This is a genomic window from Streptomyces sp. BJ20, assembly GCF_022869105.1.
Classification (GTDB): Bacteria; Actinomycetota; Actinomycetes; order Streptomycetales; family Streptomycetaceae; genus Streptomyces; species Streptomyces griseoincarnatus.
Genome location: NZ_CP094918.1, coordinates 366,213 through 382,196, shown reverse-complemented (window position 1 = coordinate 382,196; position 15,984 = coordinate 366,213). Strand labels below are relative to the sequence as shown.

Sequence of the window (15,984 nt, the reverse complement as noted above, 5' to 3'; positions counted from 1 at the left end):
TCAGCCCAGCTTCGTCACGTCCCGCACCGCGCCCTTGTCCGCGCTCGTCGCCATCGCCGCGTAGGCCCGCAGTGCCGCGGAGACCTTGCGGTCGCGGTTCCTCGGGGCGTAGCGGCCGGCGAGGGCCTCCTCGCGGCGGGACAGTTCCGCGTCGTCGACCAGCAGCTCGACGGAGCGGTTCGGGATGTCGATGCGGATGCGGTCGCCGTCCTCGACCAGGGCGATCGTGCCGCCGGAGGCCGCCTCCGGGGAGGCGTGGCCGATGGACAGTCCTGAGGTGCCGCCGGAGAAGCGGCCGTCGGTGATGAGGGCGCAGGCCTTACCGAGGCCGCGGCTCTTCAGGTACGACGTCGGGTAGAGCATCTCCTGCATGCCGGGGCCGCCCTTGGGACCCTCGTAGCGGATGACGACGACGTCACCCTCCTTCACCTGCTGGGTGAGGATCTTCTGCACGGCCTCCTCCTGCGACTCGCAGACGACCGCCGGGCCCTCGAAGGTCCAGATGGACTCGTCGACGCCGGCCGTCTTGACCACGCAGCCGTCGACGGCGAGGTTGCCGCGGAGCACCGCGAGGCCGCCGTCCTTGGAGTAGGCGTGCTCGGCGGAGCGGATGCAGCCGCCCTCGGCGTCCTCGTCGAGGGCGTCCCAGCGCTCGGACTGGGAGAACGCCTCGGCGGAGCGCTTGCAGCCGGGGGCCGCGTGCCACATCTCGACCGCCTCCGGGGAGGGGGAGCCGGCGCGGATGTCCCACGTCTTCAGCCAGTCCGCGAGGGACGGGCTGTGGACGGCGTGGACGTCCTCGTTGAGCAGGCCCGCGCGGTGCAGTTCGCCGAGCAGGGCGGGGATGCCACCCGCGCGGTGGACGTCCTCCATGTAGTACGTGCGGTCCTTGGCGACGTTCGGGGCGACCTTCGCCAGGCACGGCACGCGGCGGGAGAGGGCGTCGATCTCGGTGAGGCCGAACGGCACCTCCGCCTCCTGGGCGGCGGCCAGCAGGTGCAGGATCGTGTTCGTGGAGCCGCCCATGGCGATGTCCAGCGCCATCGCGTTCTCGAACGCCTGGAACGTGGCGATGTTGCGCGGCAGAACCGTCTCGTCGTCCTGCTCGTAGTACCGGCGGGTGAGGTCCATGACCGTCTCGGCCGCGCGGACGTACAGGTCCTTGCGGGCGGTGTGGGTGGCGAGGACCGAGCCGTTGCCGGGGAGGGAGAGGCCGATCGCCTCGGTGAGGCAGTTCATCGAGTTGGCGGTGAACATGCCGGAACAGGAACCGCAGGTGGGGCAGGCGTTCTCCTCGATGCGGAGCACGTCCGCGTCGGACACCTTGTCGTTGGCGGCCTCGACCATCGCGTCGATCAGGTCCAGCGTGCGGACCGTGCCGTCGACCAGGGTGGCCCGGCCGGCCTCCATCGGGCCGCCGGAGACGAACACCGTCGGGATGTTCAGCCGCAGCGCGGCGTTCAGCATGCCCGGGGTGATCTTGTCGCAGTTGGAGATGCAGATCAGGGCGTCCGCGCAGTGCGCCTCGACCATGTACTCCACGCTGTCCGCGATCAGGTCGCGGGAGGGCAGCGAGTAGAGCATGCCGCCGTGGCCCATCGCGATGCCGTCGTCGACGGCGATGGTGTTGAACTCGCGCGGGATGCCGCCGGCCGCGACGACCGCCTCGCTGACGATCCGGCCGACCGGCGCGAGGTGCGTGTGACCGGGGACGAACTCGGTGAAGCTGTTGGCGACGGCGACGATCGGCTTCCGGCCGATGTCCGCACCGGGTACACCGGAGGCGCGCATAAGGGCGCGGGCGCCCGCCATGTTGCGGCCGTGGGTGACTGTGCGGGACCTCAGCTCGGGCATCGTCGCTCGCTCCTTCAGACCTTCGGGGAGTCTCCGCCAGAGAGTTCTGACTGCGTCGAGCGTACGCCGGTCATCCAGAGGGCGGGACAAGGTGTCCGAAATACGGGACGCGTGTCTCAGAGGTCCGGCGCTCAGGGCCCGGTGAGGTGGCCCTGCACGACGGGGGCGACCCTCCGGACGATGTCCTCCGGGTCGGCCGAGGCGAGCGGTTCGATCCGGATCACGTACCGGATCATCGCGATGCCGACGAGCTGGGCGGCGGCCAGCTCGGCCCGCAGTTCCGCGTCGGGGCGGCCGAGCTGTCCGGCGATCCGGCGCAGCAGCTGGCTGGCGACGAGGCGGCGGAAGACGGCGGCCGCGGTGTCGTTGTTGACGGCGGAGCGGACGATCGCGAGGAGCGGGGTGCGGGTGACCGGGTTCTCCCACAAGCCGATGATCACGCGGGTCATCCGCTCGCCCACCTCGTCGAGCGGCCCTTCGAGCAACGCGTCCCGCTCGGCGAGGGCCGGCCCGAAGGCGACCTCGACGGCCGCCTCGAAGACCCGCTCCTTGGTGCCGAAGTAGTGGTGCACGAGGGCGGAGTCGACCCCGGCGGCCTTGGCGATGCCCCGCACGGACGTCTTCTCGTACCCGCGTGCGGAGAACTCCTCGCGGGCCGCGTCGAGGATGCGGTCACGGGTGCCGGCCGACTCGGCGGCCGGGGGCCGCCCGCGGCGCCGGGGGGTGCCGGTCCCGTCCGGGGAGGCGGCGGGGCCGTCGCTCGCGGTGACGCCGTTCATCGCCGCGGGACCCGGAGGGAGGAGGGGGTGGACAGGGAGGACGCCGAGGCGAGGTGGAGGCGGGTGAAGGCGAGGGCCTCCGCCAGGTCGGCCTCTCGTTCGGCGCTGGACATGGCGCGCCGGGTGTTGACCTCGATCACGACATGCCCGTCGAAGCCGCTGCGCGCCAGGCCCTCCAGGACCTCGGCGCACGGCTGGTCGCCGCGGCCGGGCACCAGGTGCTCGTCCTTGGCGGAGCCACGGCCGTCGGCCAGGTGCACGTGCCCCAGCCGGTCGCCCATGCGCTCGACCATGTGCAGGGTGTCCGTGCGGGAGGTGGAGGCGTGGCTCAGGTCGATCGTGAAGTGGCGGTAGTCCTCCTTGGTCACGTCCCAGTCGGGGGCGTAGGCCAGCATCTCGCGGTCCCGGTAGCGCCAGGGGTACATGTTCTCCACGGCGAAGCGCACGTCGGTCTCGTTCGCCATGCGCCAGATGCCGTCGACGAAGTCGCGGGCGTACTGCCGCTGCCAGCGGAAGGGCGGGTGGACGACGACCGTCGACGCGCCGAGCTTCTCGGCGGCGGCCCGGGCCCGCTGGAGCTTGGTCCAGGGGTCGGTGGACCACACGCGCTGCGTGATCAGCAGACAGGGCGCGTGGACGGCGAGGACGGGGATGCGGTGGTAGTCGCTGAGCCTGCGGAGGGCCTCGATGTCCTGGCTGACGGGGTCCGTCCAGACCATCACCTCGACGCCGTCGTACCCGAGGCGCGCGGCGATCTCGAAGGCCGTCGCCGTCGACTCCGGGTAGACGGAGGCCGTCGACAGCGCGACCTTCGCATCCGGGATGCGGACTACGTCCCTTGCTTCTGCCACGAGCCTCAGGTTACGGGGTGGGGTGGGGGCGGTGCGGGGTACCGCTTGGCCGTTGTGGTGTTTGCCATAGCGGGCGGAGGCGCCTTCGGGGTGGGACCCCTCGGGGGTCAGGCTGGGCCCATGTGGTCGAGGCGGCGCAGTATGACGCCCTCCCGCAGCGCCCAGGGACAGATCTCCAGGCGCTCCACGCCGAAGAGGTCCATCGCGCCCTCGGCGACCATCGCGCCGGCGAGCAGCTGGCCCGCGCGGGCCTCGGACACGCCCGGCAGTTCGGCGCGCTCGGCGGCGGTCATCCCGGCCAGCCGCGGCACCCACGCCTCCAGCGACTCGCGCTTCAGCTCCCGCTGGACGTACAGGCCCTCGGCGGAGCCGGGAGCGCCGGCGAGCCGGGCGAGCTGCTTGAAGGTCTTGGAGGTGGCCACCACGTGGTCCGGGGCTCCGAACCGGCTGAAGTCGCCGACCGAGCGCGCTATCTCCGTGCGCACGTGGCGGCGCAGCGTGCGGACGTCCTCGGCCTCGGGCGGGTCGCCGGGCAGCCAGCCGGCGGTGAGGCGGCCCGCGCCGAGCGGCAGCGACACCGCCGCGTCCGGCTCCTCGTCCATGCCGTAGGCGATCTCCAGGGAGCCGCCGCCGATGTCGATGACGAGCAGCTTTCCCGAGGACCATCCGAACCAGCGGCGGGCGGCGAGGAAGGTGAGCTTCGCCTCCTCCGCGCCGCTGAGCACCTGCAGTTCGACGCTGGTCTCGGCGCGGACGCGGCCGAGGACGTCGTCGGCGTTGCGGGCGTCGCGGACCGCGGAGGTCGCGAACGGCAGCAGCTCCTCCACGCCCTTGTCCTCGGCGGCCTGGAGCGCCTCGTGCACGACCGACACCAGCCGGTCGATGCCGTCGGGGCCGATCGACCCGTCGTCGCCGAGGAGCTGGGCGAGGCGCAGTTCGACCTTGTGCGAGTGCGCGGGCAGCGGCCGCGCGCCGGGGTGGGCGTCGACCACCAGCAGGTGCACCGTGTTCGAACCCACGTCGAGGACACCGAGTCTCATGTACGAAACGCTACTGCCCGCAGCGCGCCGTGATGCCCGCTTCTCGACGGCCGGACCGGTGCCGGGGCGGGCGCGCGGCGGCTTACCCTGGACAGGTGCCAAAGACGAAAAAGGCGAAGGACCAGAAGACGGACAAAACGGCCAGGAAGGAAAAGCGGACCGGGCCGGCCGTTGATCCTTCGCGGGTGCCGACCCCGCCGCAGGCGCCGCATCCGGCGCCTCCCGGCGACGAGCAGGGCCTCGACTTCGCCCGCGCCTGGGTGGAATTTCCTGATCCGGCGGACGACGAGCAGGTCTTCCGCTGCGATCTGACATGGCTCACCTCGCGGTGGAACTGCATCTTCGGCAGCGGCTGCCAGGGCATCCAGGCGGGCCGCGCGGACGACGGGTGCTGCACCTTGGGTGCCCACTTCTCCGACGAGGACGACGAGAAGCGCGTCGCCGCGCATGTGGCGCGTCTCACACCGGACATCTGGCAGCACCACGCGGAAGGCACCCGCAACGGGTGGATCTCCGAGGACGAGGACGGCGAGCGGCAGACTCGCCCCTTCCAGGGCTCGTGCATCTTCCAGAACCGCCCCGGGTTCGAGGGCGGCATGGGCTGCTCGCTGCACATCCTCGCCCTCAAGGAGGGCCGCGAGCCGCTGGAGACCAAGCCGGACGTCTGCTGGCAGCTCCCGGTCCGCCGCACGTACGACTGGATCGACCGGCCCGACGACACGCGCGTGCTGCAGGTGTCGATCGGCGAGTACGACCGGCGCGGCTGGGGTCCCGGCGGCCACGACCTGCACTGGTGGTGCACGTCGGCGACCTCGGCGCACGGCGCGGGCGAGCCGGTGTACGTCTCCTACCGCGCGGAGCTGATCGAGCTGATGGGCAAGGCGGGGTACGACCGCCTGGCCGAGCTGTGCGAGGAGCGGCTGGCGTCGCAGCTGCCGCTGCTGGCGCCGCATCCGGCGGACCCGTCCTGACGGGCCGCTCCCGGCGTCACCGGCGCCCGTCCCCCGCGTGAGGGGGCGGGCGCCTTTTCACGGCCCCCGCTGCTACGACATGCCCGGGTCCGGGGTGCCCGGGTCGGCGGGCGTGGAGACGCTCGGCTCCGGGGGCTCGGGATCCCGGGCCGCTCCCGGCGTCACCGGCGCCCGTCCCCCGCGTGAGGGGAGCGGGCGCCTTTTCACGGCTCCGGCTGCTACGACATGCCCGGGTCCGGGGTGCCCGGGTCGGCGGGCGTGGAGACGCTCGGCTCCGGGGGCTCGGGATCCGAGGGCGACGGCCCGGTGGGGGGCGGATCGGTCGGGGCGGGGTCGTCCGTCGAGGGCTCCGGGTCCGGGTCCGAGGAGGACGGCGGGCCGGTGGGCGCGGGGTCCGAAGGTGACGGCGTCGTGGGGTCCGGGTGTGAGGGCGACGGGGGCGGGCCGCTCGGGGCGCCCGGGGCCGACGGGGAGCCGGTGACCGGGCCGGCCGGGGCGGGGCCGTACCCCTCGATGGACACCACCGAGCCCGCCGGGGAGATCGCCACCGTGGCCCGCCAGTGACCGGACGGCTCGCGCAGCTGGTCGACGAAGACCCGGATCGTGACCGACTCGCCCGGGGCGAGCGTGCCCGACGAACGGTTCAGGTAGAGCCAGGAGGCGCCGGTGGACGCGGACCAGCGGACCGGTCCTTCGCCGCGCGCGGTCAGGGTGATCAGCGTGGTGTCGCCGCTGTGGGCGGCCGTCACGCCGAGCACGGCGGCGCCCTTGTGCCCCGCGCCGGCGACCTCGACGACCTCCACGGACACGTCCGGCGCGCCGGTGGCGCCGAAGCGGGTGGTGGGGCGGGGCTCGGCGTTGCCGGCGTTCTCGTAGCCGGCGCCGCCCTCGCCGTCGAACTCCACGGTGCCGTCCTCGCGCGCCGAGGACGGGCCGCCGCCCACGCCCTCGCCCACCGGGGTGCCCCGGTAGGCGGCCCACAACGCCAGCACGGGCGCGGCGACGACCGTGGCGACGACGGTCGTCGTGACGGCACGCGAGCGCAGCCGGTCCCGGCGGGCGACCCGGTCCTTGGGATCCATGGGGAAGCCGCGCCGGTCGAAGCGGGGCGCGGCGCCACGCGCGCGGGGGTGGTGCGCGAGGGCGGTGTGCAGGGCGGCGGTCGGCGCCGGCACGAGCGGCAGGGTGTCCGGGGTGACGCTGGTGCCGGGCCACCGGCCCGGGACGGCCCGCTCGGCGGTACGGCGGCAGCGCGGGCAGTCGTCGACATGGCGGACGAGTTCGCGGCGCAGCGTGGTGCCGAGCACCATCCCCTGGTCGCCGGTGAGGTGCGCCACGCCCGGGCAGGCGCCGGAATCCACGACGGCGAGGGCCGCACGGGTGCGCTCCACCTCGCAGGCCGCGGTGGCGAGCAGTTCGCGGGCCGCCGCCGGGGCCATGCCGAGCACGGAGGCGACCTCGTGGGCGGCGAGACGGTGCCGGACGGCGAGTTCGAGCGCCTCGCGCTGCTCCGGGCTGGTCCCGGCGGCCTCCGGCCAGGCCAGCGCGGCCAGTTCACGGCGGCGCCGCTCCTGCTCCTCGGGGGTCACGGCGGAGGCGTCCTGGTGTCCCGCGGAGGCGCGCTTCCTGCCGGAGCGGCCGCCGGCGTGGGAGGTCTGGCGTCGCTGCCTGGCCTCGGACAGCTTGCGCAGACACGCCCAGCGGGCGAGGGCGTACAGCCAGGCGCGGAGGCTGCCGAGTTCGTCCGGGACATGCCGGTCGCGGCGCTCCGCGAGGTGGAGCGCGTCGGCCAGGGCGGCGGTCGCCGCGTCGTGGTCGCACAGGACGGACAGGCAGTAGGTGAACAGGCCGTCCAGATGCGGCTCGTAGCGGGCGGCCGGCCGCCGGGCCGGCGTGCGCGCGGCCGCTCGGTCGCGCGTTTCCCGGTGCGTCCGGTGGGTTCCGTTCGTACGGGTGGACGTACGGGTCGAGGTGTCCGGGCCGCTGCTCGTCATTCGGCGACCGTAGGGGCCGGGGGACGACGTCTTCCGGTGCCGTGCGCACTTTTAATCCGTACGGGTGAAACGATCCCTCAATCCGGGGACAGGAACCTTTCCCCGCCGTGTGAGCGGCCACGACGCGTGACGCGCTCCGCTTGCAGGACGCGGCGCCTCCCGCGCCCTGGGCCCATGCCCCGCGCCCGGTCGGCGGCGCGCCGCTCCCTGCCCGCGCAGCCCCGGACGGACAGCGGCCACGTGGCCGACGGGGCCTTTCGGCGGCCACGGCGCCCCCGGCCCACAACCGGGTCGGCCGCCTGCCGGCCGCCGCACCGCCGGCCGTGGCGCGCCGGACGCCCACACCGCGCCGCCTGGTCTCAGGGCGCCGGCCGGGCGCCGGGTGCCCGGCCCCGTGGGTGACGGACGGGGCGATTCCGTTCCGCGCCGTGCGGCACCGGAAGCGCCGGCCGCGCCGGGTGCGCGCACCTCCGCGTGCGGGACGGCGCAGGCCCCCGAAGGGGTGGGGGCGGGCCCGGTGTCAGAGGGGGCCGTTACCTTTTGGGCATGGCTGCCCGTACCAAGACCTCCAAGGACCGTCCGTCCTACCGCTGCACCGAGTGCGGATGGCAGACGGCCAAGTGGCTCGGGCGGTGTCCCGAGTGCCAGGCCTGGGGGACGGTCGAGGAGTACGGTGCGGCGCCCGCCGTGCGGACCACCGCGCCGGGCCGGGTCACCACGTCCGCGCTGCCCATCGGGCAGGTCGACGGGAAGCAGGCCACCGCCCGCTCCACCGGCGTGCCCGAGCTGGACCGGGTGCTCGGCGGCGGGCTGGTGCCCGGCGCCGTGGTGCTGGTCGCGGGCGAGCCGGGGGTCGGCAAGTCCACGCTGCTGCTGGACGTCGCCGCCAAGTCCGCGAGCGACGAGCACCGCACGCTGTACGTCACCGGTGAGGAGTCGGCGAGCCAGGTCCGCCTGCGCGCCGACCGCATCCACGCCATCGACGACCACCTCTATCTCGCCGCCGAGACGGATCTGTCCGCCGTGCTCGGCCACTTGGACGCGGTGAAGCCGTCGCTGCTGATCCTGGACTCGGTGCAGACGGTGGCCTCCCCCGAGATCGACGGCGCGCCGGGCGGCATGGCCCAGGTGCGCGAGGTGGCGGGCGCGCTGATCCGCGCCTCCAAGGAGCGCGGGATGTCCACGCTCCTCGTGGGACACGTCACCAAGGACGGCGCCATCGCGGGCCCCCGCCTCCTGGAGCACCTCGTGGACGTGGTGCTGCACTTCGAGGGCGACCGGCACGCCCGCCTGCGTCTGGTCCGCGGCGTCAAGAACCGCTACGGCACGACCGACGAGGTCGGCTGCTTCGAACTGCACGACGAGGGCATCACGGGCCTCGCGGACCCGAGCGGACTTTTCCTGACCCGTCGTGACGAACCGGTCCCCGGCACCTGTCTGACCGTCACCCTGGAGGGCCGCCGCCCGCTGGTCGCCGAGGTGCAGGCGCTCACCGTGGACTCGCAGATCCCCTCCCCCCGCCGCACCACCTCCGGCCTGGAGACCTCCCGCGTCTCGATGATGCTGGCCGTGCTGGAACAGCGCGGCCGGATCAGCGCCTTGGGCAAAAGGGACATCTACTCCGCGACGGTCGGCGGTGTGAAGCTCTCCGAGCCGGCCGCGGACCTGGCCGTCGCGCTCGCCCTGGCGTCGGCCGCGAGCGACACCCCGCTGCCGAAGAACCTCGTCGCGATCGGCGAGGTGGGCCTCGCGGGCGAGGTGAGACGCGTCACGGGCGTGCAGCGCAGGCTCGCCGAGGCGCACCGCCTCGGCTTCACGCACGCCCTGGTGCCGGGCGATCCGGGCAAGGTCCCTGCGGGCATGAAGGTACGGGAAGTGGCGGACATAGGGGACGCGCTGCGGGTCCTTCCCCGCTCCCGTCGGCGAGAGGCCCCACAGGAGCCGGAGGACCGCCGGTAGACTTTGCCCAGGTCTCGCCCGTCCGTACGAAGCGTGAGGGCGCCCAGAACCTGCGACCGGAGGAGTGCAGTGGCAGCCAACGACCGGGCAGCAGCTCCCGGAAAGTCCGGTGGGAGTGCCGGTTCCGATGGCCTGATGCGCGCCTCGCTGAGCGCCGTGGCACCCGGTACCGCCCTGCGTGACGGCCTGGAGCGCGTGCTCCGCGGCAACACGGGCGGGCTCATCGTGCTCGGCTCGGACAAGACCGTCGAGGCGCTGTGCAGCGGCGGCTTCGTGCTGGACGTGGAGTTCACCGCCACCCGGCTGCGCGAGCTGTGCAAGCTGGACGGCGGCATCGTGCTGTCCTCGGACCTCTCGAAGATCCTGCGGGCCGGTGTGCAGCTGGTCCCGGACCCGACGATCCCCACGGAGGAGACCGGCACCCGGCACCGCACCGCCGACCGCGTCTCCAAGCAGGTCGGTTTCCCTGTGGTCTCCGTCTCCCAGTCGATGCGGCTGATCGCCCTGTACGTCGACGGGCAGCGCCGCGTCCTGGAGGACTCGGCGGCGATCCTGTCCCGTGCCAACCAGGCGCTGGCCACCCTGGAGCGGTACAAGCTCCGCCTCGACGAGGTCGCGGGCACGCTGTCCGCGCTGGAGATCGAGGACCTGGTGACGGTCCGGGACGTCTCCGCGGTCGCGCAGCGCCTGGAGATGGTGCGCCGCATCGCCACCGAAATCGCCGAATACGTGGTCGAACTGGGCACCGACGGTCGTCTTCTCGCCCTCCAGCTCGACGAGTTGATCGCGGGCGTGGAGCCCGAGCGCGAACTGGTCGTTCGGGACTACGTCCCCGAGCCGACCGCGAAGCGCTCCCGCACGGTCGACGAGGCGCTGCACGAGCTGGACGCCCTGACGCACGCGGAGCTGCTGGAGCTGCCGACGGTGGCGCGGGCGCTGGGGTACACCGGCTCCCCGGAGACCCTGGACTCGGCGGTGTCGCCGCGCGGATTCCGCCTGCTGGCGAAGGTGCCGCGCCTGCCCGGCGCGATCATCGACCGCCTGGTGGAGCACTTCGGCGGCCTGCAGAAGCTGCTCGCCGCGAGCGTGGACGACCTCCAGACGGTGGACGGCGTGGGCGAGGCCCGAGCCCGCAGCGTCCGCGAGGGCCTCTCCCGCCTGGCGGAAAGCAGCATCCTCGAACGCTACGTGTAGCAAAGCGCCCCGAAGAGGCACGGGGAGCTGCGCGACCAGCCCCCACCGGCCCGCCCGAAAAGGGGCGCGGGGAACTGCGCGAACAACCCCCACCGGCCCGCCCAAAAAGGGGCGCGGGGAACTGCGCGAACAACCCCCACCGGCCCGCAGATGAACGCGAATCGCGGACCGCAGGTCCTAGTCGGCCTTCAGCACGAACGAAGTCCGCACCTTCTCGAACCCAGACGCCTTCGCCTCGACCAGATACGTCCCCGGCGTCGCCGCCCCCGCCTTCGGCGTCGCACACGACGCCGCACTCGGCTTGCGGTCCCACTTCACGGTGTACGTGATGCTGTCCCCCGCCGGCACCCGGAAGGCCAAACTCCGCGCCCCCTTCGGGCAGTCGTCCGACGCCCAGAACGTGTCGTCGTCCGTCGCCTGCGACACCGTCAGAACCGTCCGCTCAGGACCAAGGTCGATCTTGCAGTCCGCCCCCGACGTGTTCCGCGCCGTGAGCAGGAACGTCGGCGTCTCCCCCGGCCCGTACGTGTTCCGCTCGCTCCGCAGATAGAAACGGACCGCGTTCGCCGAGCAGTTGGGCAGTCCGGACCCGGTTCCGGCCGGCAGCGCGTCCCCCGCTGAGACCCCCGCCGACGTGCCGCCCTCGGAACCGCCGCCGGCGCTGCCGCCCGCACCGCCGCCCGATCCGTCCGCGCCCCCGGCACCCGCGGAGTCCGCGGGGTCGGAGTCGCCGCCCTCGTCGTCGGAGCCGGACGAACCGCCCGAGTCGCCGGAGCCGTCGCCGGATCCCTCCGTCCCGCCGTCGCCCGTCTCGTCGCGTCCGCCCGGCGCCTGACTGATCGCGGGGCCCGAACCGGACGGTCCCGGGGTGATGGAGGGCGCGGGATTCTTGCCGTTGGCCCCGTTGTCCGAGCCGTTGCCGTTCCCGCCCGCGGAGACCACGACCCAGGTGATCAACAGCGCCAACAGGGCGAGCACGGACAGCAGTACGGCCCTCCGACGCCAGTAGATGGAGGAGGGAAGCGGCCCGACCGGATTGCGCAGAGATCCCACGGCGCAAACTGTACGAGAGATCCGAGCGTTCGCTTGTCCCACCCGCCGCTCAGCGCGCAACTTTTCCGGATCATCATCCCGGTAACCGGCCGCCCACCCCTGTCTTTCGTCAGGTGCGGCACCCGACGATCGCTCGATGTGACCGTTTCGGTCGTTCCCTTACGGTCGGTGACCATGGACTTCGTCGACAGCGGGCTCTACCGCGACATCACCGACCACGCGCACGACGCCCCGGCGTGGCTGCGGCACACGGCCGAGATCGGGACGGAAGCCGGACTCCTCGTGTTCGTCGCGCTGTTCGCCCTCGGCTGGTGGCGCGCACGGCGCTCCGGCACCCGCGCGTTCGCGATCGCGGTCCTTGCACCCCTGGCCACGGCTGTGGCGTACGTCTGCAGCGAGCTCCTCAAGTCCGTGGTGACTCAGGAGCGTCCGTGCCGTGCGGTGGCCGGCGCCGCCCCCTCGCTGGCGGAGTGCCCGCCGTACGGCGACTGGTCCTTCCCGAGCAACCACGCCACCATCGCCGGCGCCTCCGCCGCCACCCTCGTCCTGGTGCGCCGCACCCTTGTCCGGCTGACCGTCCCGCTGGCTCTTCTCGCCGCGTTCTCACGGGTGTTCGTGGGTGTGCACTATCCGCACGACGTGGCCGCGGGCCTGCTTCTGGGCGCCGCCGTCGCGCTGACCGTCGTCGCCCTCGCCACACGACCCGCGACCCGGGTCGCGGGAGCCGTACGCGGCTCGACCGCTCCCCTCGCGCGGTGGCTCACCGGCCCGGGCCCGCGGCCCACCGCCGACCGCCCCCACGCGTCGCAGCTCCGGAACTGACCGTCCGTCACCGGTCCACCAGCCCCGCCTCGTACGCGACGATCGCCGCCTGTACGCGATTGCGCACGCCGAGCCGGTCCAGGACCGCGCTCACGTACGCCTTCACCGTGCCCTCGACGAGGTGCAGCCGGGCGGCGATCTCCGGGTTGGACAGACCGGCTCCGACCAGACCGAGCACCTCCCGTTCGCGCGGGCTGAGCGCCTCGGCGCGGGCTCGCGCCTCCGCCTCACGGGCGAGCCGCCCGCCTCCGTCGGCCCCGCCGAGCCCTTCGATCACGTACCGGGCGACCTTGGGCGACAGGAAGGCGGCACCACCCGCCACCGCCCTCACGCCCGCGAGGAGTTCGTACGGATCGCCGGACTTCAGCAGGAAGCCGGTGGCGCCGCCGGCCAAGGCCCGTGCCACATAGGTGCGTTCGGAGAACGTGGTGAGGACGGCGACGGCCGTGCCGGGGACGGTGCGGACGATCTCCTCGGCCGCCGCGAGGCCGTCGAGGCGGGGCATGCGGACGTCGAGCAGGGCCACGTCGGGCCGGTGCGCGCGGGCCAGTTCGACGGCCTCGTGCCCGTCCCCCGCCTCGGCGACGACCTCCGCCTCGCCTCCACTGTCCAGGATGGCGCGCACCCCGGCCCGCACCATCGCCTCGTCGTCGGCCAGCAGGACCCGGATCATCGCGTGAACTCCTCGTGGGTGGCGCTCCGTCGGCCGCCCGCGCGCGGGACGACGTCCTTGGCGACCAGGCGGCCCTCGTCGTCGAAGCAGAGCCGGTAGTGGTCGACGGAGACGAACAGTTCGCCGCTCGCGCGGTAGTAGCGGCAGTCGGCACCCTCGGGCGGGGCGGGGGCGCGGTCGGACGGCGGGTCCTGGATCTGCCGGTCGGGCAGGGCGAGGGAGGTGAGCGGAGCGCCGGTGCGGAGGGCGGCGTAAGCGGCGGGTTCGAGGACCGCGTGCGTCTCGGTGTACGCGTACCAGCCGGCCGCCGCCGCGACCAGGGCCACGCCCGCGCCCGCGGCGGCCCCCAGCGCGGCCGCCACCCTGCGGCGGGCGCGGGTGAAGGGCGCGGAGGGCGCACGGGACGGCGCCGACGGCCTGCCCGCCCGCTCGGGGACGTGGGCCCACACCCGGTACCCGCCCCCGTGCGGGCCCGCCTCGAAGGTTCCGCCGACGGCCGTGACGGCCGCGCGCAGCCCGAGCAGCCCCGTGCCGCCGCCGGAGTGCGCGGAACCCGGCTCCGTGGCGGGTCCGTTGGTGACGGTGACGGTCGCTCCGGGGCCGCCGGTCAGCTCCACGACGACGGGAGCGCCCGGTGCGTGCCGAGCCGCGTTGGTCAGCGCCTCCCGGGTCACGCGGTGCAGCAGCCGCTCGGCCACCCCGCCCGGCTCCGGCGGCCGTCCGCCGGCCGAGCAGCGCACCGGCAGCCCGGAGCCGGCGGCGCGGGCGACGAGCTGTCCGACGGTCTCCCCGGCGGGGGCGAGCGGAAGCGGCTCGTCGTCGTCCTCGCGCAGCACGCCGATGATGCGGTGCAGCCGGTCCGTGGCGTCCGCGGCCGCCGCGCGCAGGCCGGCCACCGCCACTCGGTGGCGTTCGGGCAGGTCGGGCGCGACCTGAAGGCCCCCGGCCCGCAGCGCGAGCAGGCTCAGCTCGTGGCCGAGGGAGTCGTGCATGTCCTGCGCGATCCGCGCCCGCTCACGCAGTCGCGCCCGCTCCTCTGCGAGCCGCTGCTCCTCCTCCAGCCGGGCCGCCCGCAGCCAGCCCGCGGCGGTCAGCTCACGGCTCTGCCGCCAGTAGCGGCCGCCCAGCCAGGGCAGCACGCACCCGAAGACAAGGGTGCCGGTCATCACCAGCCACGGCGGGACCGGGTCGCCCCCGCCGAGCGCGATCCGCACGGTGCCGGCGGAGGCCACGGCGGCGAAGCCCAGGGCGGCGGGGCCGGTGCGCTCCGCCCGCAGCCCGAGCAGCAGGGCGAACACGGCGAGCGCGGGGCCGTAGGAGAGGCCGAACAGCGCGGGCGCGTCGGCCAGGCACAGCGCGGCCGTCAGGGCGAACGCGGCGAGGGGACGGCGGCGGGCGAGAGCGGTGGCTGCGGCGAGCACACCCGCCCCGGCCGCCTGCTGCCACACGGGGCGCGGCTCGCTCAGCCCGAGCCGGACGGCGCACAGCCCCGGGACGACGAGCCCCGCCCAGAGCAGGCAGCGCCCGGCGAGCGCGGCGGTACGGGCACGGTCCATGCGCCCGACGCTACAAGCGGCCGTCGGCCCGCCGCCCCTGCCGATCGTCAGGTCCCCCGTCACCCTCCGGGAGGGAACGGCACGCGTTCCCTCCCGCCGGGACGCTCGCGCCCTCCTCCCCCGTGCGGCCGCACGCACCTGGCCCCGCTCGGGGAACGAGGGGCCTCACCCCGTGGCGCTCGGCCGTCCACGCGGCCCGGCGTGGCAGGATCGACACGTCATGACTGCTCCCACGAAGCCCCCGTACGGCACCGCCGCCGATTCCGTGTCCGAGCGCGCTCCCGGTGAGCCGCTGCACTCCCCCGTCATCGACTGGTTCGACGAGCACGCCCGGGACCTTCCGTGGCGGCGCCCGGAGGCCGGCGCTTGGGGGGTGATGGTCAGTGAGTTCATGCTGCAGCAGACCCCGGTCAACCGGGTGCTGCCCGTCTACGAGCAGTGGTTGGCCCGGTGGCCGCGCCCCGCCGACCTCGCCGCCGAGGCGCCCGGCGAGGCCGTCCGCGCCTGGGGCCGGCTCGGCTACCCGCGCCGCGCCCTGCGGCTGCACGGAGCCGCCGTGGCCATAACGGAACGGCACGGCGGCGACGTGCCGTCCGACCACGCCCAGCTGCTGGCGCTGCCCGGCATCGGCGAGTACACCGCCGCGGCCGTGGCGTCGTTCGCCTACGGACAGCGGCACGCGGTGCTGGACACCAACGTCCGCCGGGTGTTCGCCCGCGCGGTCAGCGGCACGCAGTACCCGCCGAACGCCACCACCGCCGCCGAGCGCCGGCTCGCCCGCGCGCTGCTGCCGGAGGACGCGGCCACGGCCGCCCGGTGGGCCGCCGCCTCCATGGAGCTGGGCGCCCTCGTGTGCACGGCGAAGAACGAGGCGTGCCACCGCTGCCCGATCGCCGGGCAGTGCGCCTGGCGGCTGGCGGGCAAGCCCGCGCACGACGGGCCGCCGCGCCGCGGGCAGACGTACGCGGGCACCGACCGCCAGGTGCGCGGCCGGCTCCTCGCGGTGCTGCGGGAGGCGCACGGGCCGGTGCCGCAGGCGGCGCTGGACCGGGTGTGGCACGAGCCGGTGCAGCGGGCCCGCGCCCTGGACGGGCTGGTGTCGGACGGCCTGGTGGAGCCGATGCCGGGCGGTCTGTACCGGCTGCCGCTGAGCTGACCCGGGTCCCCGCCCGTCACACGGTTCACGCCCGTCGCATCGCGCATGACGGGCGTACCGCCCCATACCCGTACCGAACGCC

At 74.3% G+C, this 15,984-nt stretch carries 13 protein-coding genes; 5 read left to right on the top strand and 8 right to left on the bottom strand.

The features are described 5' to 3' along the window. The 4 genes from ilvD to MTR79_RS01810 all read right to left on the bottom strand — a co-directional run bounded on the left by ilvD (position 1) and on the right by MTR79_RS01810 (position 4,524). Complete coding sequence (gene ilvD, locus MTR79_RS01825) at positions 1-1,854, bottom strand: dihydroxy-acid dehydratase (RefSeq protein WP_189366793.1); 1,854 nt, start codon at positions 1,852-1,854, stop codon at positions 1-3. Positions 1,855-1,985: 131 nt separating this feature from the next. Beyond that, positions 1,986-2,633 (bottom strand): TetR family transcriptional regulator, encoded by a 648-nt coding sequence (locus MTR79_RS01820; protein WP_048459566.1) that lies wholly within the window; start codon positions 2,631-2,633, stop codon positions 1,986-1,988. Next, positions 2,630-3,484, bottom strand: a complete 855-nt coding sequence (locus MTR79_RS01815; protein WP_048459565.1) for a sugar phosphate isomerase/epimerase — start codon at positions 3,482-3,484, stop codon at positions 2,630-2,632. The genes MTR79_RS01820 and MTR79_RS01815 overlap by 4 nt, the downstream gene beginning before the upstream one ends. Before the next feature lie 107 nt (positions 3,485-3,591). Then, the gene (locus MTR79_RS01810) at positions 3,592-4,524 is read right to left on the bottom strand and encodes a Ppx/GppA phosphatase family protein (RefSeq protein WP_244788896.1); all 933 of its coding nucleotides are present in this window, start codon (positions 4,522-4,524) and stop codon (positions 3,592-3,594) included. A gap of 95 nt (positions 4,525-4,619) precedes the next feature. Between MTR79_RS01810 and MTR79_RS01805 the strand changes: the two genes are divergently transcribed. Next, complete coding sequence (locus MTR79_RS01805) at positions 4,620-5,495, top strand: hypothetical protein (RefSeq protein WP_189366794.1); 876 nt, start codon at positions 4,620-4,622, stop codon at positions 5,493-5,495. Between the two features lie 218 nt (positions 5,496-5,713). On the opposite strand, the gene MTR79_RS01800 is transcribed toward MTR79_RS01805, so the two are convergent. Next, positions 5,714-7,489 carry a hypothetical protein gene (locus MTR79_RS01800; RefSeq protein WP_189463242.1) on the bottom strand — a complete coding sequence of 592 codons (1,776 nt, stop codon included), beginning with the start codon at positions 7,487-7,489 and terminating at the stop codon, positions 5,714-5,716. Positions 7,490-8,035: 546 nt separating this feature from the next. Here MTR79_RS01800 and radA point away from each other — a divergent pair. Together radA and disA are read left to right on the top strand one after the other, a co-directional pair. Beyond that, positions 8,036-9,448, top strand: a complete 1,413-nt coding sequence (radA, locus tag MTR79_RS01795) for a DNA repair protein RadA (protein WP_048459561.1) — start codon at positions 8,036-8,038, stop codon at positions 9,446-9,448. A 69-nt stretch (positions 9,449-9,517) separates the two neighbouring features. Further along, positions 9,518-10,642: a DNA integrity scanning diadenylate cyclase DisA gene (gene disA / locus MTR79_RS01790; RefSeq protein WP_031020135.1), complete on the top strand. Its 1,125-nt coding sequence runs from the start codon at positions 9,518-9,520 to the stop codon at positions 10,640-10,642. A 177-nt stretch (positions 10,643-10,819) separates the two neighbouring features. On the opposite strand, the gene MTR79_RS01785 is transcribed toward disA, so the two are convergent. Further along, entirely contained in the window at positions 10,820-11,695 is an 876-nt protein-coding gene (locus MTR79_RS01785; protein WP_244788894.1) for a hypothetical protein, read from the bottom strand. Between the two features lie 174 nt (positions 11,696-11,869). Between MTR79_RS01785 and MTR79_RS01780 the strand changes: the two genes are divergently transcribed. Then, entirely contained in the window at positions 11,870-12,517 is a 648-nt protein-coding gene (locus MTR79_RS01780) for a phosphatase PAP2 family protein (protein WP_244788892.1), read from the top strand. A gap of 7 nt (positions 12,518-12,524) precedes the next feature. Here MTR79_RS01780 and MTR79_RS01775 read toward each other — a convergent pair whose 3' ends face one another. Beyond that, a complete protein-coding gene (locus tag MTR79_RS01775; protein WP_175448744.1) occupies positions 12,525-13,190 on the bottom strand; it encodes a response regulator transcription factor in 666 nt (221 codons plus the stop codon). After that, positions 13,187-14,746 carry a sensor histidine kinase gene (locus tag MTR79_RS01770; protein ID WP_244788890.1) on the bottom strand — a complete coding sequence of 520 codons (1,560 nt, stop codon included), beginning with the start codon at positions 14,744-14,746 and terminating at the stop codon, positions 13,187-13,189. Before MTR79_RS01770 ends, MTR79_RS01775 begins: the two co-directional genes overlap by 4 nt. Positions 14,747-14,966: 220 nt before the next feature. Between MTR79_RS01770 and MTR79_RS01765 the strand changes: the two genes are divergently transcribed. Beyond that, positions 14,967-15,902, top strand: a complete 936-nt coding sequence (locus tag MTR79_RS01765; RefSeq protein WP_086700063.1) for an A/G-specific adenine glycosylase — start codon at positions 14,967-14,969, stop codon at positions 15,900-15,902. The last annotated feature ends 82 nt before the right edge of the window (positions 15,903-15,984 follow it).